The following is a 17,383-nucleotide window of genomic DNA, read 5'->3' as shown; positions in this document are numbered from 1 at the left end:
ACCCCCGTGCACTTCTGGAACGACATGCTGGGCTACTCGAGCGAGGATGATCTCCCTCGCGAGGATCTCATTGCCTGACGGCGTCGACGGAGTCGGACCTCGCCAGTTGTCTTTTTGTTCTTTCCGAGTCGAGTGGCCATGGCTATCGTCTCGCCATGGTCACGCTCGTGGACACGTCCCAATTCCCCGTCGGTCTCGACATCGACTACGAGAGTGCGGAGGAGGTCGCCGAACTCGAGAAGTTGGCGACCGAGGCGCGCGCCTTCATGAAGGCTGATAGCTGGGCGCCCGAGATCGACGATCTCGTGCTGGCGTTTGGCGTCGCCCCCATGCTGGGGCTCTTTCTTGTCAGGTTCGTGCCGGGGGGGAAGCCCGAGGACTCGGAGCGGTGGGTGGTCGTCGGCGATCTGCCGTCAATGCATTTCGAAACGGATGATATGCTGACACCGGAGCGGGCGCTGCGGCTGTACTGCGCGATTGCGCAGGACTGGGCCGACAACGTGCTGGCGGGTCGGGATTTGTCCGACAGCTATCCGATCGAGGTCGCGCCGACTGCCGAGCATGCGGAGATGCTGCTGAGCCGGGTCGACTTCATCCGGCAGAAGCTCGTTCCGCTCGCGCAATCGGTTCCAGACTGAGCTCAGCCTGTCCCTTTCGAGCTTTGCCGCAGAACGCTGTCATCGCGGCGCAACATGGCTTGCGGTATTGATGTTGCAGTGCGAAGAGCGACGTCGTGGCCGGTGGCCCATCCTGGAGCAGAGTGATGATCGAGTTGCGTACCTTCCCCGGCCTGTTCGTGGGCCGCCGCACCGTCCTCCAGGCCGACGAGGCCCCCCGTGACGGCGAAGGCTCGGCGTTCGCCTGCGGCGCGTGCGGCGAGGAGCTGATCCGCGCCGACCGCAGCTTCCTGGCCGACGTGGTCGTCCGCTGCCGCTGCGGCGAGTTCAACCAGCTCTAGCCCTTTCAAGCGTAGGGTGGGCGTATGAACCCCACCCTCGGCCAGCTGGTGCTGGCCGTCCACATCGTCGTCATTGCCTTCAACGTCGCGGGCCTGGTGCTCGTCCCGGTGGGCGCGGCGTTGCGCTGGCGCTGGGTGCGGCTGCGATGGCTGCGCCTCCTGCACCTTGGTTCGCTGGCAGTGGTGGCGCTGCAGGCCGTGCTGGGACGCGCCTGCTTCCTCACCGACTGGCAAGGGGCCCTCACCGGCGGCGGGACCGAGGATCCCCTGATCATGCGCTGGGTCAACAGCGTGATCTTCTGGCCCCTGCCGATGTGGGCGTTCACGGCGGCGTATGTGGCGGTGTTCGCCTACGTCGTGGCGCTGTGGTGGTTCGTGCGGCCGGAACGGCGCATACTCTGAATACCAAAGTTCGGAGGACCAGGATGGCGGCTTCCACCCTTCGGTATGCGTTGGCGGGCGTGGTCGCCGTGGCGCTGGCCGGCTCGGCCTGGGCCGGCGACTACAAGGCCCCGCGCAACGGTTTCGGCCAGCCCGACTTCTCCGGGACCTGGTCCAACGCCTCGGTCACCCAGCTGGAACGGCCGAACCAGTTCAAGGAGCTGGTGATCAGCGAGGCGCAGGCCAAGACGCTGGAGCAGGGCTACGCTCTAATGCGCTCGGCCGACGCCCGCGACACCGATCCCAACGCGCCGCCGCCGAAGGCAGGCCAGGACGTGGGCGGCTACAACGCCTTCTGGATCGATCCGGGCACGCACGTGGGCATGATCGGCGCCGAGCGGCGCTCGTCGTGGCTGGTGGAGCCGGCGGACGGCAAGCTGCCCTACAGCCCCGAGGGCCGGAAGGCGTTCATGGCCGAAGTGGTGAAGATCCAGACCAACTTCGACGGCCCCGAGGCGCGGCAGGTGGCCGAGCGCTGCCTGATGGGCTTCGGCTCGACGGCCGGGCCGCCGATGATGAACGTGCTCTACAACAACACCTACCAGATCCAGCAGGCCAAGGATCACGTGGTCATCGTGGTGGAGATGAACCACGACGCGCGCATCATCCGCCTGGCCGATCGTAAGAAGCCGCCGGCGCACATCCGGCTGTGGATGGGCGACAGCGTCGGCTGGTGGGAAGGCGACACGCTGGTCGTCGAGACCACCCACTTCAATCCAGGCGAACAGCTGCGGCCCGGCATCCCGACCACCTTCTTCGTGTCGAAGGACGCCAAGGTCACCGAGCGGTTCACCCGCATCTCGGAGCGGCAGATCCTCTACCAGTTCACGGTGGACGACCCAGCCGTCTACACGAAGGCCTGGCGGGGCGAGATGCCGCTGAACGCCGCCAAGGGGCCGGTCTACGAGTACGCCTGCCACGAGGGGAACTACGCGCTCCCCGGCATCCTCGGCGGCGCGCGGCGCGCCGAGGCCGAGGGCAAGGCGCCCGAGAAGGTCGAGGTGGGCGAGTAGGGCCGGGCGAGCTGACGTGGTTTGGAAACGGGCGCGCAAGCGCGTCGCCAAGTTACGGCCGTAATTGGAAAGCCTGCTGCCTCCGGGATTCGAGGGAACACGGGCATGGGTGGACGCGTACGTGGCGCGGCGATTGCGCTTTCGGTGATGCTCGCGGCGGGCCCGGCGGTTGCGCAGGACCTGTCGCAGGCGCCTTCGGGCCAGTACGTGCGGCGGTGGCTCGACGCCATGAACGATCCGGACCCGGCGGCGCTCGTGAAGGTCGACCCGCGGGCATTCCCGATGCGCGCGGAATCCGGCGGCCTGGACCTCGTCGCGGTGGAGCAGGCGACCGACGCCCAGGTGGTGGCGGTGGTGCGCGAGCGGATCTCGGGGCGCTACATGCGCGCCACCTGGTCGTTCGGCCCCGACGGGGCGCTGACGAACTGGCGCGGCGCGGCGATGGCCCCGCCGCCCGGCGCGCCGGCCGTCGGACGGCTGGACGACAAGGCGCTCGGCGCCTTCATCAGCGACTACATGACCAAGACCGATTTCTCGGGCGCGGTGGTCGTGGCCCGCGACGGCAAGCCGGTGTTCACGGCGGCCCGCGGCCTAGCCGACCGTGAGGCCGGGACGCCCAACACGCTGGAGAGCCGTTTCCGCGTGGGCTCGATGAACAAGATGATGACCGCCGTGGCGATCCTGCAATTGGTCCAGGCGGGCAAGGTCAAACTGGACGCGCCGGTGGGCGCGTACCTGAAAGACTACCCCAACGGCGACGTCGCGCAGAAGGTCACCGTCTGGCAGCTCCTGACCCACACCGGCGGCGTGGGCGACATCTTCGGCCCGAAGTACTTCGAGAAGCGGCTCGAGGTGAAGACGCTGAAGGACTACGTGGCGCTCTATGGCGACCGCGGGCCCGAGTTCGCGCCGGGGACCCGGCACAAGTACGCCAACTACGGCTTCATCCTGCTGGGCCGGATCGTGGAGGAGGCCTCGGGACAGCCCTACGCCGACTACGTCCGCGACCGGATCTTCAGGCCGGCGGGCATGACCCGCTCGGGCTTTGCAGCCGAGGACGTGGCGGTCGAGGGCCGGACCAAGGGCTACACAGTGACGGCGGAGGGATTTCGCTCGAACGCCGACAGCCTGCCCTACAGCGGCACGTCGGCCGGTGGTGGCTATTCCACCGTGGGAGACTTCCTGGCCTTCGCGAACGCGCTGACAAGCCATCGCCTGCTCGACGCGGCGCATACGCGGCTGCTCACCACGCGGAAGGTCAACGGCAGCTATGCCTTCGGCTTCATGGACTCATCGACCGATGAGCTTCGGGTCTACGGCCATGGCGGCGGCGCACCGGGCATGAACGGCGAGCTGCGGATCGTGGGGGACGGGCAGGCAGTCGTGGTCGTGCTGACCAACGTCGCGCCGCCCGGCCGGGCCTCGCAGCTCACCAGCATGATCCTGCAGCGCGCGACGTTCCGGACGAAGGATGGGCGCGTGGCCGCCCTGCCACCGGTCTTCAACGGCCGGCCCAGCGAGCCAGTGCGGCTTGCGGCGTTCAAGGCGAATGACCGCAACGGCGACGGTCGGCTCGATGCGCCGGAGTTCCGGGCGATGGTGGCGTCGCTGGGCTACGCCGAGCTCGCCGAGTCGATGTTCGCGCAGCGCGACGTGGACAAGGACGGCTTTGTCTCGGCCGCGGAGCACGCCCCGCCGCCGGCTTAAGCTACGTCGTCCAAGCAGCTCGCAAGCGTGGCCGTCAGGAGCGCGTCGGCCAGCGGGTGATCGTCGGGGACGCCGCGGGCCAGCATCAGCCCGCCCACCATCTTCGCCAGCAGGGCGGTGGCCCGTTCGCGCGCGCCGGGTCCGCCGATCTGGGCGGCGAAGCTCTCGATCATGGCGTCCACGCCGTCGGCGAAGGCGGTGCGGACGGGCGCGGGCTGGCGCGCCACGTCGCCGGCGAGGGCGGCGGCGGGGCAGGTCTTCCCGGGCGCGCGGCGGGCGGCGTTCGAGAGGTAGCCGGACAGCATCTCCGCCATGTCGGCGCTCTTGGCGCGGACGGCGGCCATGTCGTCGAAGGCGCGGGTGAGCGATTCGGTGGCCAGCGCCTCCTTGGTCGGGAAGTGGTTGTAGAAGCCGCCGTGGGTGAAGCCCGCGGCGCGCATTAGGTCGGCCACCGCCACCCCGTCGAACCCGCGCTCGCGGAATAGCGCCGAGGCCGCCTCGACCACGCGTTCGCGGTTCTGCGCCGCTTGCTCCTTGCTGATCCGCATCCGCTCCGTCCGGTCCTTATGCGTATGAACATCATTATTGACGTTGACAGGCTGCCTGTCGATATAAATGATGATCGTCATTATTAAGGCGAAGCGAGACAGCCATGCCCCTCTGGAAGATCTACCACCCGGTCGGCGCCTTCACGGCCGACGACAAGCAGCAGCTCTCGGAGCGGATCACCGCGCTATATTCGCGCCTGCCGAAGTTCTACGTGGGCGTGGTGTTCCAGGAGGTGGCGGGTGACGCGTTCTTCGTCGGCGGTCAGCCGGCGACGAATTTCGTGCGCATCTGGGTGGACCACATCGCGCGCACCCTGCCGACGCCCGAGGCGCGGACCTGGTGGATCGGCCAGTGCGACGAGGCGCTGGCGCCGTTCATCCGCGACAAGGGCTTCGACTGGGAATTCCATATCGACGAGACGTCGTTCGAGCTGTGGTCGATCCAGGGCGTCCGCCCGCCGCTGCCCAACACCGAGGATGAGAAGCGCTGGATCGCGGAGAACCGCCCGAGCGCGCTTACCGGCGCCTAGCGCGGGCCGCGGTCGAGCGTGCTGGCGTCAACGCCGCCCTTCTCGATCCGCACGCCGAGGAAGCGCATCACGCCGCCCACGTAGCTGATGTCGGCGACCGGGGTCGTCGGGTCGCGGCTCATCAGGTGGGTGTCGCGGAGCGTCAGCCGCAGCGTCATGTCCTCGGGCGCGACGCCCTCGGCGACGGCCGCCTCGATCTGGCCGCGGAAGCGGGCGTCGGGCGTGACAGGCGGGCGAGGCGGCGGGCTCTTGGCCATCTTCAAGCCGCCCAGAAGCCGTGTTCGCCGTACACCCGCACCTGGCAGGCGCGGCCGCGATCCTGCATCTCGCGGGCGTGGCGGTTGGCGGCGGCCTTGGCGATTTCCTTGTCCGGCGAGTGGCCGAAGGTCTCGCCCTCGTGTTCGACGCGCCAAACGCCGTCGTGTCTTGTGACGGTCAGGACCGCCCTATCGGGTAGCATGCGCATTTGAGGTGTCTAGCATACAATTGCGGCAGCGCTTCGGCAGTTTTTTCCAGATGTTACTTGCCACTGGGCTGGATTAGGCGCATCTCTATCCGGTCAAATCTCGCTCTGGCTCGTCTGCCATCCGCGCCGAAATCACAGATTTCAGTCCCGGATTCGTCATCGACCCTCTTCGAAAATTTGATCTTCAAGCCCATCCTGGGCGCGAAAACTCATGTCCGAAAGGGACGTATATGCAAACTGGTACTGTTAAGTGGTTCAACGGCCAAAAGGGCTTTGGCTTCATCCAGCCTGACGACGGCGGCAACGACGTGTTCGTGCACATCTCGGCCGTCGAGCGCGCCGGTATGAGCGGCCTGAACGAAGGCCAGAAGGTCAGCTTCGAGCTCGAGCGCGACCGCAAGAGCGGCAAGATGTCGGCGGGTCAGCTTCAGGCCGCCTGACGCCAGTCCCGGGGTGGCCCCTTGCGGGCCCCCTCTCGGACGGAGGTCCGACCTTGGCGATCCAGTACGACGTCCGGCGCGATCCGCACGGGTGGACCGTGTTCGATCGGTGGACGGGCGAGGCGGTCGTGCTCTCGGGCGCCGCGCAGGCCGGCATGGCCTGGCTGGACGCCGAGGACTTGATCGAGCGCCTCAACCGTCGCCGCGCGCAGGGCGACAGGAGTATTCTGCAATGACCCCCGAGCAGCAGCACCGATGTACCGTTCAGACCCGCGCGGACGGATCCCCCTACCTGGCGTTCGAGCCGACGACGGGCCTTGTCTCCTCCTACAGCAACTCGCTCTTCACGCTGGACCTGCGGCCGGATGTGTCCCTCACCGACGCCGAGACGCTCGCCAGCGAGATCAACCGGCGCCTGTGGGGCGTCTCGACCACCGTCTTCTAGGCCGGGAGCCGCAGCGTGATCCGCAAGCAACTGCCCGTTTTCCAGGGCGCAGGGCACATCAAGTTCCTGGGCCACTCCGGCCCCGCCGACTACGCGATCGAGGGCGACCCGACGCGCCTGCGGCTGGGTGTGGCCCGCCTGCGCGGCTCCATCAGCGTCAGTCCCGAGCTGGCCCGGCAGGCCTTCCAGGCCGGTGAAGGCACGCTGATGCTCGAGAGCGGCGAACAATTGCGAATGACCATGCTGGGCCACTCGGACGGCGGCGGCGACGTCTTCGTCGAAGTCAGGGTCTGACCATGCGGGCGCTGACCACAGGAGAACTGGCGGCGCTGCGCAATCTCTCGGACAAGCACGGGGGCAACGTCACGCCCTTCCTGCGCATTGCCGACGCCCAGCAACTCACCGAGCTGGGCCTGGCCAGCCGCAGCCGCCAGGGGTGGGACATCACCACGGCCGGCATCGCCTACCTCGCCCGGCTGGCGGGTGGCCAATCCATCATCTGACCGGCGTGCGGCGCTATCGCGCCTCGAGCTGGCGAATGCAGGCCCGTAGCAGCAGCGCCTGCTCGACGCCGATGTCGGGATCCTTCAATTCCTGGAGCGCGCCCTCGAGCGGTTCGCCGCGATGGGCATTGCCCAGCCGCCAGATCTCGGAGCGGACCGCGGCGTCATCCTCACGCAGGCCGGCGAGCCATGAGCGCAGTCCCATGCTTCAGGCCTTCCGGAACGCGCCGGCCAGCGCGCTGTTGTGCGCGGGGACGGCGGCTTTTGCGACGGGCTGCTTGGGCTTGCGAGGCTCCTTGCTGGACCGCTTCTGACCCTTAGCCATGCCAAGACTCCAAGATTTCAGGTCCTCCAAGAGCGGACGACCAAGTTTTCGATGGTACCACTCTTCGGGGTAATCGTAGCGTGACAAATTCAGAATCTCAGAAGACAAGGTCGATTTCTGAGTGGAAGCGAGACTTGAATTTTCGCTCATGCGGTCGCTAAGACTGGAAAAGCTTTCGGGGCTACCTATATATAGAGCGAACGGCGCTGATCCACTTTGGCGTGAGGCGCGAAGGAGGCTGCGTGAGCCAATACCCGATCCGGTCCGAAGAGTATCGCGCCCGCGCTGCCGCAGAAGAGGCGGCCGTCGCCGCCACGCCACTCGAGCAGGTGCGCGCCAAGCATGCGCGGGCGGCCCTGGTCTGGACCGAGCTCGCCGACCAGGAAGAGCACCGGGCGATCGAACGCGCCGCTCGCTTCGCCAAGGCCGGATAGCGCCACCGCACTTGCCCCCTGCCGCAGAGTCGGGAAGCCTGCCGTCCTAGTCGGCGCGGGAGAAGAAGGCGGCATGGGTGGGACGCGCGCGCTCGCCGGGCTGGCCCTGGCCATTGTCGCCCTCGTCGCGCCGGGCGCGCAGGCGGAGACGTCGTACGTCCACGCCGGGCGGCTCATCGATCCCGTCGGGGGCGAGGCCCAGCCCGACCGTCTCATCCGGATCGTCGACGGCAGGATAGCGGCCGTGTCCGCCTGGACGGGCGCGCCGGCGGATGGCCCGGTCATTGACTGGTCGCGCTACACGGTCCTGCCCGGCCTCATCGACCTGCACACCCACCTCGCCGATGGCTTCGGTCAGTCCCGCGACCCGACCGAGCCGCTCAAGCATGGGCCGGGCGAGACGGCGCTGAAGGGCGCCGAGGCTGCGCGCATCATGCTGCGCTCGGGCTTCACCACGGTGCGCGACGTGGGCGTCTACCGAGGGCTGTCGGATGTCGTGCTGCGCGACGCCATCGCGCAGGGCTGGGTCGAGGGCCCCCGGATGCTCGTCTCCGGCGGCTATGTGACGAAGCCCGGCGGGGGCGGCGCGGTCACCGGCCTGCCCAAGGGCCAGGTTCCGCCGCCGGAGTTCCGCATCGGCGAAGTGAGCGGCCCGGCGCAGGCGCGCGCGGCGGTGCGGCGGCTGATCGGCGGCGGGGCCGACTTCATCAAGATCATCGCCACCGGCGCCGTGCTGGCGGTGGGCAGCGACCCCGGCGCGCTGGAGCTCTCCGAGGCCGAGATCAAGGCCGCCTGCGACGAGGCGCGGACGCTGGGCAAGTACTGCATCGCCCACGCCCACGGCGCCGAGGGGGTCAAGGCCGCCATCCGTGCCGGCGCCCGCACGATCGAGCACGCCAGCCTGATCGACGATGAGGGCATCGCGCTCGCCAAGGCGCGCGGCGTCTGGCTCGACATGGACATCTACAACGGCGACTGGATCGCGGAGTTCGGGACCAAGGAAGGCTGGCCGGCCGAATACCTGCGCAAGAACCGCGAGACCACCGATGTCCAGCGCGAGGCGTTCAGGAAGGCCGTGGCGGCGGGCGCAAAGCTGACCTTCGGCACCGACGCGGCGGTCTATCCCGTCGGGCTGGGCGCCAGGCAGTTCGCCTACATGGTCCGCTACGGCATGACGCCGGCGCAGGCGATCCGCGCGGCGACCACCGAGGCCGCCGCGGCGCTGGGGCTGGAGCCCGAGATCGGCCAGGCGGCGCCTGGGTTCGCGGCAGACCTGGTGGCGGTAGAGGGCGATCCGCTCGTGGACGTCTCGGTGCTGGAGCGCGTGGCGGGCGTGATGAAGGCGGGCCGCGTGGTCGCGCCCTGAGTCCTGAAACCTCGAGCGTGGGGCCAGCGCGGGACCCCAAGCGTGGCTGCGGCGTTGATGGCTCTCAACGTTTGTGAAGGGCCTGCATGCCGCGTCTTCCTGCCAGCCTCCCCCGCCTCGTCTTCGCCGCGGTCCTCACGGCAACCGCCATCGCGACGCCGGCCTGCGACCGGCTGCCCGGCGCCGCCAGCTCGGGCCGGGCCGCAGACCTGAAGCCGGGACAGGTCCAGGTCCTGCTCAGCGCCCTGTCCGAAGCGCCCAGTCACGGCTTCCAGCCCGGCGCCTTCGGCGAACAGGGCCTTGCCGAGCGGCTGGATGACGGCGACCGCGCCGCCCGGGCCCAACTGCGGCAGGCGGCGCTGGCCTACGCGCGGGCCTTGCGCGGCTACGCGATCCCCCGACGCGCGATGGACCCCGCGTGGGGCGCCCGGTCGGCGCAGTACGACGCTGAGGCCGAGTTCACGGCGGCGGCCCAGGCGGGAAGGCTGGACGCCTGGGCGAAGGCGCTGCCGCCGTCGTCGTCGCAGTACCAGGCCCTGCGCGCCGCCTACGCCGACTACCAGAAGATCCAGGCGGCCGGCGGCTGGCCGCAACTGTCCGACAGCGGGACGCTGCGGGCGGGCGCCGGCGGTCCGGCGGTGGCGAGCCTGCGGGCCAGGCTCGCAGTCGAGGATCCCGCCGCGGACGCGGGCGCCGGCGACCGTTTCGACGCGGCGTTGGCCGAGGCCGTGCGGCGCGCGCAGCTGCGCTACGGCCAGCACCCGACCGGGGAGGCGGACGCCGACCTGCGCACGGCCCTGAATACGCCCGTGGAGGCGCGCCTCGCTCAGATCCGCGCCAACCTCGAACGCCTGCGCTGGCTGCCGCGGCGTCTCGAGGCCGACCGGATCGAGGCCAACAGCGCCGCGGGCCTGGTCGACGTCTACCGCGGCGGCCGGCCGGTGCTCAGCATGCGCGCCGCCGCCGGCAAGCCCGGCGACGAGACGCCGCTCCTGGCCTCGAAGGTCGATCGCATCGTGCTCAACCCCACTTGGAACGTGCCGGACAGCATCGCCAACGACGAGATCCTGCCGAAGGGGCCGGGCTATCTGCAGCGCCTCGGCTTCGTGGAGACGGCCGGCGAGGAAGGCGTGCGCCTCGTCCAGCAGCCGGGTCCTGAGAACGCGCTGGGCCAGGTGAAATTCCTCTTCGACAACCGCTATTCCGTCTATCTGCACGACACGCCGGCCAAGGCCGCCTTCGCGCGCGAGCAGCGCTCGGTCAGCCACGGCTGCGTGCGCCTGGAGCGGGCGCTGGACCTGGCGCAGCTCCTGCTCTCGACCCAGCCGGGATGGTCGCCCGACCGCATCGCCACGACGCTGGCGAGCGGGGAGACGACGGAGGTCAAGCTCGACCGTCCCGTCCAGGTGATCCTAGCCTACATGACGGCCTTCGCGCAGGCAGGCGGCGTCACGGCCTTCCGCCCCGACGTCTACGGCTGGGACGCCGAGGTCCTGCGGCGGCTTGACGCACAAAAGCCCGGCTCCGCTTGATCTTCCGGCTCCAGTGCGCACCTGGGGGAGCCCCGCGCACCTTCGCGCCTTCACCCGGAGCGATCCTTGGATCCGCAGAGACGCGCCTTCATCCTGGGCGGCGGCGCCCTCATCGGCTCGGCCGCCCTCGGCGCGGCCGCCAAGCTCCCGCCGCGCGCGCCCACGGTCGCGCCTCCCGTCACGCCGCCGCCGGCCCTGGCCGCGCCCGCCGTCCAGACGCGTCCCGCCGCCGACGTGCGCCGGCTCTTCCTGCACAACCTACACACTGGCGACACCGTGAAGACCGTCTACTGGGAGAACGGCCGCTACCTCAACGACGCCCTGGCCGAAGCGCGCTTCGCGCTGCGCGACTGGCGCAACGGCCAGCAGCACGCCATGGACCCCGGCCTGTTCGACATCTTCCACGAGCTCGGGGCGCGCCTGGAGACCGACCGGCCGTTCCAGATCATCTCCGGCTACCGCTCGCCGGCCACCAACGCGGCCCTGCACGCGAGGAGCTCCGGCGTCGCCAGCAAGAGCCTGCACTTGCAGGGCATGGCCACCGACATCCGCGTCGAAGGCGTGCAGCTTGCCCACGTGCGCAACGCCGCCCTCGACCTCGGCCGCGGGGGCGTGGGCTACTACCCGGTCTCCAACTTCGTGCACGTGGACACGGGCCGCGTGCGGCGGTGGGGCGGCGCGTAGGGGCGGCGGACCCGATCAGGGGAGGGAGAGCGCTAGTCCGCGTCCATCTTCAGCGCGGCGATGAAGGCTTCCTGCGGGATCTCAACCTTGCCGAACTGGCGCATGCGCTTTTTGCCCTCCTTCTGCTTGTCGAGGAGCTTGCGCTTGCGGGTGGCGTCGCCGCCGTAGCACTTGGCCGTCACGTCCTTGCGGAGCGCGCGGACGGTCTCGCGGGCGATGATCCGGCCGCCGATCGCCGCCTGGATGGGGATCTGGAACATGTGAGGCGGGATGAGCTCCTTCATCTTCTCCACCATGCCGCGGCCGCGCTGCTCGGCCCGGTCGCGGTGGACCAGCATGGAGAGCGCGTCCACCGGCTCGGCGTTGACGAGGATCGACATCTTCACGAGGTCGCCCTCGCGGTAGCCCTCGATGGAGTAGTCGAAGCTGGCGTAACCCTTCGAGATCGACTTCAGGCGGTCGTAGAAGTCGAACACCACCTCGTTGAGCGGCAGGTCGTAGATCACCATGGCGCGGCTGCCGACGTACGAGAGCTCACGCTGCTGGCCGCGGCGGTCCTGGCAGAGCTTGATGATGGCCCCGAGGTACTCGTCGGGCGTGAAGATAGTGGCCTTGATCCACGGTTCGGCGATGGTGGCGATCTTCACCGGGTCGGGCAGGTCGGCCGGATTGTGCAGCTCGATCTCGGAGCCGTCGGTAAGGCCGATCCTGTAGACCACCGAGGGGGCAGTCGCGATCAGGTCGAGGTCGAACTCGCGGGAAAGCCGCTCCTGGATGATCTCCAGGTGCAGCAACCCTAAGAACCCGCAGCGGAAGCCGAAGCCCAGGGCGGCGGACGTCTCCATCTCGTAGGTGAAGGAGGCGTCGTTCAGGCGCAGGCGGCCGATGGCGGCGCGCAGGTCCTCGAACTTCGCCGCGTCCACCGGGAAGAGGCCACAGAACACGACGGACTGCACCTCGCGGAAGCCGGGCAGCGCCTGGGCCGCGGGCTTGCGCTCGTCGGTGATGGTGTCGCCGACGGCGGCATGGGCGACTTCCTTGATCTGGGCGGTGATGAAGCCGATCTCGCCGGGGCCCAGTTCGTCGACCTCGGTCCGCTTCGGCCGGAAGTAGCCGATGCGGTCGATCAGGTGGGTCGAGCCCTGCTGCATCATGCGGATGCGCTGGCCCGACTTCAGCACGCCGTCGATCACGCGCACGAGGACGACGACGCCGAGGTAGGGGTCGTACCAGGCGTCGACCAGCAGCGCCTTCAGCGGGGCGTCGCGGTCGCCCTTGGGCGGCGGCAGGCGATGGACCACGGCCTCCAGCACCTCGTGGATGCCGAGGCCGGTCTTGGCCGAGCACTCCACGGCGTCGGAGGCGTCGAGGCCGATGACGTCTTCGATCTGCTGGCGGACCCGGTCGGGCTCGGCGGCCGGCAGGTCGACCTTGTTCAGGACCGGGACGATCTCGTGGTTGTTGTCGATGGCCTGGTAGACGTTGGCCAGCGTCTGGGCCTCGACGCCCTGGGACGCGTCGACCACCAGGATCGAGCCTTCGCAGGCGGCGAGGCTGCGGCTGACCTCGTAGGCGAAGTCCACGTGGCCGGGGGTATCCATCAGGTTGAGGACATAGGTTTCCCCGTCGTCGGCCTTGTAGTGCAGGCGGACGGTCTGGGCCTTGATGGTGATCCCCCGCTCCCGCTCGATGTCCATGTTGTCGAGCACCTGCTCGGACATCTCGCGCGCGGTGAGCGCCCCGGTCTCCTGGATCAGACGGTCCGACAGCGTGGACTTGCCGTGGTCGATGTGCGCGACGATCGAGAAGTTGCGGATCTTGTCGAGAGGCGTGGTCATAGCCGCGCGCCTTTAGCACATATTGCGCCGCAACCTAGGCGGCCGCTTGTCACCCTGGAGCGCACGAAGGTTCGCCGCGATCCGGCCATGCGAACGTGGTTAATCCACCGTTAAGGCGACGTCCGGCACTGAAGGCGCCTGGGCGGGATCTGATTCTAGGTTTTGGAGGCGAAAGAAGCGCCCATGGATCGTCGCACACTCATCGTTTCGGGCCTCGTGACGCTGGGCGCGCCCGCGCTCGCCCGGGCCCAACCGGTCAGCTCGCAGCCGCTGCCGCCGGCGGAGCCCGCCGCGGCCCCGCCGCCACCGAACTCCACGCCCGCCTACCCGTCGGCCGGCCCCACGGGCGCGCCCCCGCCACCGCCCGGGCAGGCTGCGACCTACAGCCAGGACGAGATCGTCACCAGCGTCTCCGACTTCCTGGGCGTGACGGCCGAGGCGGCCGGTGCGGCGGTCGAGCGACTGTTCTCCAAGAACGGCCGGCCCACCGCCTACATCGCCGGCGAAGAGGGCTCGGGCGCGTTTGTGGTCGGCGCTCGCTATGGCCGCGGCCTGATGTACATGAAGGACCGCGAGCCGATGGAGGTCTTCTGGCAAGGCCCGTCGGTGGGCTGGGACTGGGGCGGCAACGCCAGCCGCGTCTTCACGCTCTGCTACAATCTCCACGTCCCGGAGGCGATCTTCCAGCGCTATCCGGGCGTCGAGGGCTCGGCCTACCTGGTGGGCGGCCTGGGTGTGAACTACCAGCGCGCCGAGGACGTGACCCTGGCCCCGATACGCGCCGGCGTCGGCCTGCGCCTCGGCGCCAACGTGGGCTACCTCGCCTACACCCGGAAGCGGAACATCATCCCGTTCTAGCGCTCGTCCAGCGACGCGCCGACGCGCTGGGTCTTGGTGTCGAAGAGGCCGCGGCCAGGGACATAGTTGAGCTCGAGGCGGATGCCGTCGGGGTCCTCGAACAGGACCGCGTAGTAGCCGGGCGCCCAGGGCTCGTCCTGCGGCGGGTGCACGATCCTGGTCCCGATCTGCAGCAGGAAGGCGTAGAGCGCGTCGACATCGGCCTTCTCACGGGCCCGCCAGCAGTGATGGTGCATTCCCACCCGGAACTGCACGAACCGCGCCCCAGCGTGCTCGGGATCGGGCCGGCGGATGCCGAAGCCCGTGCGCCCGCCCACGCAGTAATAGGTGTCCGGGCTGTCGGCGACCTCCCGCATGCCCAGGAAGGGCAGGAGCTGACGATAGAAGGCGACCGACTTCTCGAAGTCGCCCGCCGTGATGAACGTGTGCGCGACGCCGTTGACTTCCATGGAGCCGACTGAGCCAGCGTGACCGCAGCGGAAGTCAATCGGCGGCCGGCTACCCCCGCAGCTTCGCGCCCACAGCCTTCTCGGCCGCGGCGACGATGCGACCGCTCAGACCCTCGATCTCGCCCTCGGTGAGGGTCTTCTCGCGGGGCTGGACGACCACCTCGATGGCGACCGACTTCTGGCCCTCGGGCACGCCCGCGCCCTGGTAGACGTCGAACACGCGGGCGTCGGCGATCAGGGCCTTGTCGGCGCCCAGGATCGGGCGGACCAGGTCGCCGGCCGGCGTGTCGGCGCCGACCACGAAGGCGAAGTCGCGCTTCAGCGGCATCAGCGCCGAGAGCTCGAGCGCCGCCTTGGTCTTCACGCCCTTCTTCTTGGGCTCCGGGATGGCGTCGAGGTTGAGCTCGAAGGCCAGCATCGGGCCCTCGGCGTCGATGGCCTTCAGGATGCGCGGGTGCAGTTCGCCGAACTCGGCGACCACCACCTTGGGACCGAGCTGGAGGCGGGCCGAGCGGCCGGGATGCCACCAGGCGGCGTTCTGGCCCTGGACTACCTGCAGTTGCGGCGCACCCATCTCGTCCAGCAGGGCGAGGAGATCGGCCTTCAGCGAAAACAGCGGGTCGCCGGCGGACTTCGCCCAGTGCTTCGGGCTGTGCGGGGCGAGCAGCGCCGTGACGGCCGTCCACTGGTCGCCGGGCTCGTCGCCGCGGAAGTTCGGGCCCACCTCGAACAGGGCGGCGTCCGGGAAGCCTTTCCTGGCGTTGCGGGCGGCCGCGTCGACCAGGTTGGCCAGCGCCGACGGGCGCATGGTGGAGAGGTCCGACGCGATCGGGTTGGTCAGCACCAGCTTGTCGTCGCCACCGCCGAACAGCTCGGCCCACTCGCGGCGCATGAAGCTCCAGGTGACGGCCTCGGCGTAGCCGCGGGCGGCCATGGTCCGGCGCGCGTCGCGCATGCGGCGCTGGCGCAACGTCAGGACGCCGCCGGCGGGGCGGGCGATCTCGGGCAGGGGCTCGACTGGCAGGGCGTCGAAGCCCTCGATGCGCGCCACCTCCTCGACCAGGTCGGCCTTGCCTTCCACGTCGCGGCGCCAGCTGGGCGGGGTGACCGCGTCGCCGTCCACCGCGAAGCCCAGCTTCGTCAGGATGTCGTCGATCCGCTTGGGCGAGACATTGAGGCCCGACAGCTTCTTCACATAGCCGCGGTCGAAGACGATCGCCTTGGGCGGCGGCGGCGCATGGCCGGCCACGCGCACGTCCGACGGCTCGCCGCCGCAGAGCTCGAGTATGAGCTTGGTGGCGTACTCCAGGCCCGCGACCGGGGACTCCGGGTCGACGCCACGCGCGAACCGGTACTGGGCGTCGGAGATGATGCCAAGGGTGCGGCCGGCCTGCGCCGTGCGGATCGGGTCGAACCAGGCGCACTCGACGAAGACGTCGGTGGTCTCGTCCAGCACCTTGGTGGACTCGCCGCCCATGACGCCGCCCAGGCCGATGGCGCCCGAGCCGTCGGCGATGACACAGATTTCGGGGCCGACCTCGTAGGTCTCGCCGTCGAGCGCCTCGACCTTTTCGCCGTCGCGGCCCAGGCGGGCCTCGATGACCGGGCCGGTCAGCTTCCGGGCGTCATAGACGTGCAGCGGCCGCGCGCGGTCCTGCGAGATCAGGTTGGTGACGTCGACCAGGGCGTTGATGGGACGCAGGCCCACGCTCAGCAGGCGCTGCTGCAGCCATTCCGGCGAGGGGCCGTTCTTCACGCCCTTGATCAGCCGGCCGGCGAACACCGGGCAGGCGTCGCCGTCGACCTTGATCTCGATCGGGCAAGGGAAGGCGCCTCTCACGGGCTGCATCGCGTCGGGCTTCAGGGTCCCGAGGCCGGCGGCGGCCAGGTCGCGGGCGATGCCGCGCACGCCCAGCCAGTCGGGGCGGTTCGGCGTCACCTCGAAGTCGATGGCGGCTTCCAGGCCCAGGGCCTCGGCCGCGGACTGGCCGACGGGGTGGCCATCGGGCAGCTCCATGATCCCCTCGGACTCCTCGGCCACTTCCAGCTCCCTGGCGGAGCAGAGCATCCCGTTGGAGACCACGCCGCGGACTGGGCGCGCTTCCAGCGTGACGCCCGAACCCGGCACATAGGCGCCGATCGGAGCGTAGATCGTGGTCAGGCCCGCCCGCGCGTTTGGCGCGCCGCAGACGATCTCGAGGCGGCCGTCCTTGGTGTCGACCTGGCAGACCCGTAGCTTGTCGGCGTTGGGGTGCTGCACGGCCTCCACGACCTTGGCGACGGTGAAGGCCGCGAGCTTGCCGCCCGGATCCTCGACGTCCTCGACCTCGAGGCCGGCCATGGTCATGGCCTCGACCACGGCGCCGACGTCGGCGGACGTGTCGAGGTGCTCTTTGAGCCAGGAGAGGGTGAACTTCATGGTTCGATGATCTCGACCAGGCGGAACCGCTCGCACCAGAGCATCATGTCCGGGGAGAAGCCGCCGTTGCGGGTGAAATAGGCGCGATGGCCCTCGCGCCACTCTTCAAGGTGCTCGTCGCCCTCGCCCTCGGCGAGCGCGAAGGACCAGCCGACCTCGTTGAAGCGGACCTGTTCCAGCGACACGGTCTCGATGACCGCGCGCGGCCGCCCGGCGCCGTCCTTGGCCACCATGCGCCTGCCCACCTCGGTGATCTGTCCGTCGCGGACCGACCAGCAGGTGGCCGTTTTCGCGCCCGTGAGCACGAAGCCCAGCAGCCGGTCGGCCATCGCGGGGCTGTCGCCGAACGCGAAGGTCTCCAGCGTGCGCCAGTCTTGATCGGCCACGCTCACGACAGCCCCGTGGCGGTGTTGGGCGCCTGGAAGGC

24 protein-coding genes are annotated in these 17,383 nt (G+C 69.5%); 16 read left to right on the top strand and 8 right to left on the bottom strand.

Annotated features, from left to right (window positions below; translation table 11 throughout):
• Positions 1 to 155: 155 nt before the first annotated feature.
• The 5 genes from VGD44_RS08200 to VGD44_RS08180 all read left to right on the top strand — a co-directional run bounded on the left by VGD44_RS08200 (position 156) and on the right by VGD44_RS08180 (position 4,119).
• Positions 156 to 638 (top strand): DUF4826 family protein, encoded by a 483-nt coding sequence (locus tag VGD44_RS08200; RefSeq protein ID WP_331085750.1) that lies wholly within the window; start codon positions 156 to 158, stop codon positions 636 to 638.
• Between the two features lie 125 nt (positions 639 to 763).
• A complete protein-coding gene (locus tag VGD44_RS08195) occupies positions 764 to 958 on the top strand; it encodes a hypothetical protein (RefSeq protein WP_331085748.1) in 195 nt (64 codons plus the stop codon).
• Between the two features lie 24 nt (positions 959 to 982).
• A complete protein-coding gene (locus VGD44_RS08190; protein WP_331085746.1) occupies positions 983 to 1,360 on the top strand; it encodes a DUF2784 domain-containing protein in 378 nt (125 codons plus the stop codon).
• A gap of 23 nt (positions 1,361 to 1,383) precedes the next feature.
• A complete protein-coding gene (locus tag VGD44_RS08185) occupies positions 1,384 to 2,412 on the top strand; it encodes a hypothetical protein (protein ID WP_331085743.1) in 1,029 nt (342 codons plus the stop codon).
• A 105-nt stretch (positions 2,413 to 2,517) separates the two neighbouring features.
• Positions 2,518 to 4,119: a serine hydrolase gene (locus VGD44_RS08180; protein ID WP_331085741.1), complete on the top strand. Its 1,602-nt coding sequence runs from the start codon at positions 2,518 to 2,520 to the stop codon at positions 4,117 to 4,119.
• Here the strand turns inward: VGD44_RS08180 and VGD44_RS08175 are convergent.
• The gene (locus tag VGD44_RS08175) at positions 4,116 to 4,667 is read right to left on the bottom strand and encodes a TetR/AcrR family transcriptional regulator (RefSeq protein WP_331085739.1); all 552 of its coding nucleotides are present in this window, start codon (positions 4,665 to 4,667) and stop codon (positions 4,116 to 4,118) included. The genes VGD44_RS08180 and VGD44_RS08175 overlap by 4 nt on opposite strands.
• Before the next feature lie 104 nt (positions 4,668 to 4,771).
• Here VGD44_RS08175 and VGD44_RS08170 point away from each other — a divergent pair, with 104 nt between their 5' ends.
• Positions 4,772 to 5,197 (top strand): tautomerase family protein, encoded by a 426-nt coding sequence (locus tag VGD44_RS08170; protein ID WP_331085737.1) that lies wholly within the window; start codon positions 4,772 to 4,774, stop codon positions 5,195 to 5,197.
• Here VGD44_RS08170 and VGD44_RS08165 read toward each other — a convergent pair.
• Together VGD44_RS08165 and VGD44_RS08160 are read right to left on the bottom strand one after the other, a co-directional pair.
• Positions 5,194 to 5,454: a hypothetical protein gene (locus VGD44_RS08165; RefSeq protein ID WP_331085735.1), complete on the bottom strand. Its 261-nt coding sequence runs from the start codon at positions 5,452 to 5,454 to the stop codon at positions 5,194 to 5,196. The genes VGD44_RS08170 and VGD44_RS08165 overlap by 4 nt on opposite strands.
• Positions 5,455 to 5,456: 2 nt before the next feature.
• Positions 5,457 to 5,663, bottom strand: coding sequence for a hypothetical protein (locus tag VGD44_RS08160; RefSeq protein WP_331085733.1), 207 nt, complete (start codon positions 5,661 to 5,663; stop codon positions 5,457 to 5,459).
• A 230-nt stretch (positions 5,664 to 5,893) separates the two neighbouring features.
• On the opposite strand from VGD44_RS08160, the gene VGD44_RS08155 reads away from it, so the two are divergent.
• From VGD44_RS08155 to VGD44_RS08135, 5 genes are read left to right on the top strand one after another with little or no spacing between them, the layout of a single operon-like run.
• Entirely contained in the window at positions 5,894 to 6,103 is a 210-nt protein-coding gene (locus VGD44_RS08155) for a cold-shock protein (protein ID WP_331085731.1), read from the top strand.
• A gap of 53 nt (positions 6,104 to 6,156) precedes the next feature.
• A complete protein-coding gene (locus VGD44_RS08150) occupies positions 6,157 to 6,339 on the top strand; it encodes a hypothetical protein (RefSeq protein ID WP_331085730.1) in 183 nt (60 codons plus the stop codon).
• On the top strand, positions 6,336 to 6,548 hold the full coding sequence (locus tag VGD44_RS08145; RefSeq protein WP_331085728.1) for a hypothetical protein: 213 nt from the start codon (positions 6,336 to 6,338) through the stop codon (positions 6,546 to 6,548). The genes VGD44_RS08150 and VGD44_RS08145 overlap by 4 nt, the downstream gene beginning before the upstream one ends.
• 15 nt (positions 6,549 to 6,563) lie before the next feature.
• Complete coding sequence (locus VGD44_RS08140) at positions 6,564 to 6,842, top strand: hypothetical protein (protein WP_331085726.1); 279 nt, start codon at positions 6,564 to 6,566, stop codon at positions 6,840 to 6,842.
• 2 nt (positions 6,843 to 6,844) lie between these two features.
• A complete protein-coding gene (locus VGD44_RS08135) occupies positions 6,845 to 7,051 on the top strand; it encodes a hypothetical protein (protein WP_331085724.1) in 207 nt (68 codons plus the stop codon).
• 13 nt (positions 7,052 to 7,064) lie between these two features.
• On the opposite strand, the gene VGD44_RS08130 is transcribed toward VGD44_RS08135, so the two are convergent.
• Complete coding sequence (locus tag VGD44_RS08130) at positions 7,065 to 7,256, bottom strand: hypothetical protein (protein ID WP_331085722.1); 192 nt, start codon at positions 7,254 to 7,256, stop codon at positions 7,065 to 7,067.
• Between the two features lie 362 nt (positions 7,257 to 7,618).
• Here VGD44_RS08130 and VGD44_RS08125 point away from each other — a divergent pair, with 362 nt between their 5' ends.
• The 4 genes from VGD44_RS08125 to VGD44_RS08110 all read left to right on the top strand — a co-directional run bounded on the left by VGD44_RS08125 (position 7,619) and on the right by VGD44_RS08110 (position 11,392).
• Positions 7,619 to 7,810, top strand: a complete 192-nt coding sequence (locus VGD44_RS08125; RefSeq protein WP_331085720.1) for a hypothetical protein — start codon at positions 7,619 to 7,621, stop codon at positions 7,808 to 7,810.
• A gap of 73 nt (positions 7,811 to 7,883) precedes the next feature.
• Entirely contained in the window at positions 7,884 to 9,176 is a 1,293-nt protein-coding gene (locus tag VGD44_RS08120; RefSeq protein WP_331085718.1) for a metal-dependent hydrolase family protein, read from the top strand.
• An 86-nt stretch (positions 9,177 to 9,262) separates the two neighbouring features.
• Positions 9,263 to 10,708, top strand: coding sequence for a L,D-transpeptidase family protein (locus tag VGD44_RS08115; RefSeq protein ID WP_331085716.1), 1,446 nt, complete (start codon positions 9,263 to 9,265; stop codon positions 10,706 to 10,708).
• 66 nt (positions 10,709 to 10,774) lie between these two features.
• Positions 10,775 to 11,392, top strand: a complete 618-nt coding sequence (locus tag VGD44_RS08110) for a DUF882 domain-containing protein (RefSeq protein WP_331085714.1) — start codon at positions 10,775 to 10,777, stop codon at positions 11,390 to 11,392.
• A 32-nt stretch (positions 11,393 to 11,424) separates the two neighbouring features.
• Here VGD44_RS08110 and lepA read toward each other — a convergent pair whose 3' ends face one another.
• Positions 11,425 to 13,230, bottom strand: a complete 1,806-nt coding sequence (lepA, locus tag VGD44_RS08105; protein WP_331085712.1) for a translation elongation factor 4 — start codon at positions 13,228 to 13,230, stop codon at positions 11,425 to 11,427.
• A 183-nt stretch (positions 13,231 to 13,413) separates the two neighbouring features.
• Between lepA and VGD44_RS08100 the strand changes: the two genes are divergently transcribed.
• Positions 13,414 to 14,088, top strand: coding sequence for a DUF1134 domain-containing protein (locus VGD44_RS08100; protein ID WP_331085710.1), 675 nt, complete (start codon positions 13,414 to 13,416; stop codon positions 14,086 to 14,088).
• On the opposite strand, the gene VGD44_RS08095 is transcribed toward VGD44_RS08100, so the two are convergent.
• The 3 genes from VGD44_RS08095 to VGD44_RS08085 all read right to left on the bottom strand — a co-directional run.
• Positions 14,085 to 14,537, bottom strand: a complete 453-nt coding sequence (locus VGD44_RS08095) for a VOC family protein (protein ID WP_331085708.1) — start codon at positions 14,535 to 14,537, stop codon at positions 14,085 to 14,087. The two genes, VGD44_RS08100 and VGD44_RS08095, sit on opposite strands and share 4 nt — an antisense overlap.
• 49 nt (positions 14,538 to 14,586) lie before the next feature.
• The gene (gene pheT / locus VGD44_RS08090) at positions 14,587 to 16,956 is read right to left on the bottom strand and encodes a phenylalanine--tRNA ligase subunit beta (protein WP_331085706.1); all 2,370 of its coding nucleotides are present in this window, start codon (positions 16,954 to 16,956) and stop codon (positions 14,587 to 14,589) included.
• A partial coding sequence (locus tag VGD44_RS08085; protein WP_331085704.1) for an ASCH domain-containing protein occupies positions 16,953 to 17,383 on the bottom strand: 431 nt, incomplete at its 5' end. The genes VGD44_RS08085 and pheT, both read right to left, overlap by 4 nt.

Origin of the sequence: Phenylobacterium sp., assembly GCF_036402295.1 — a bacterium.
Taxonomy (GTDB): Bacteria; Pseudomonadota; Alphaproteobacteria; order Caulobacterales; family Caulobacteraceae; genus Phenylobacterium.
This window is presented reverse-complemented; position numbering and strand designations above follow the sequence as displayed.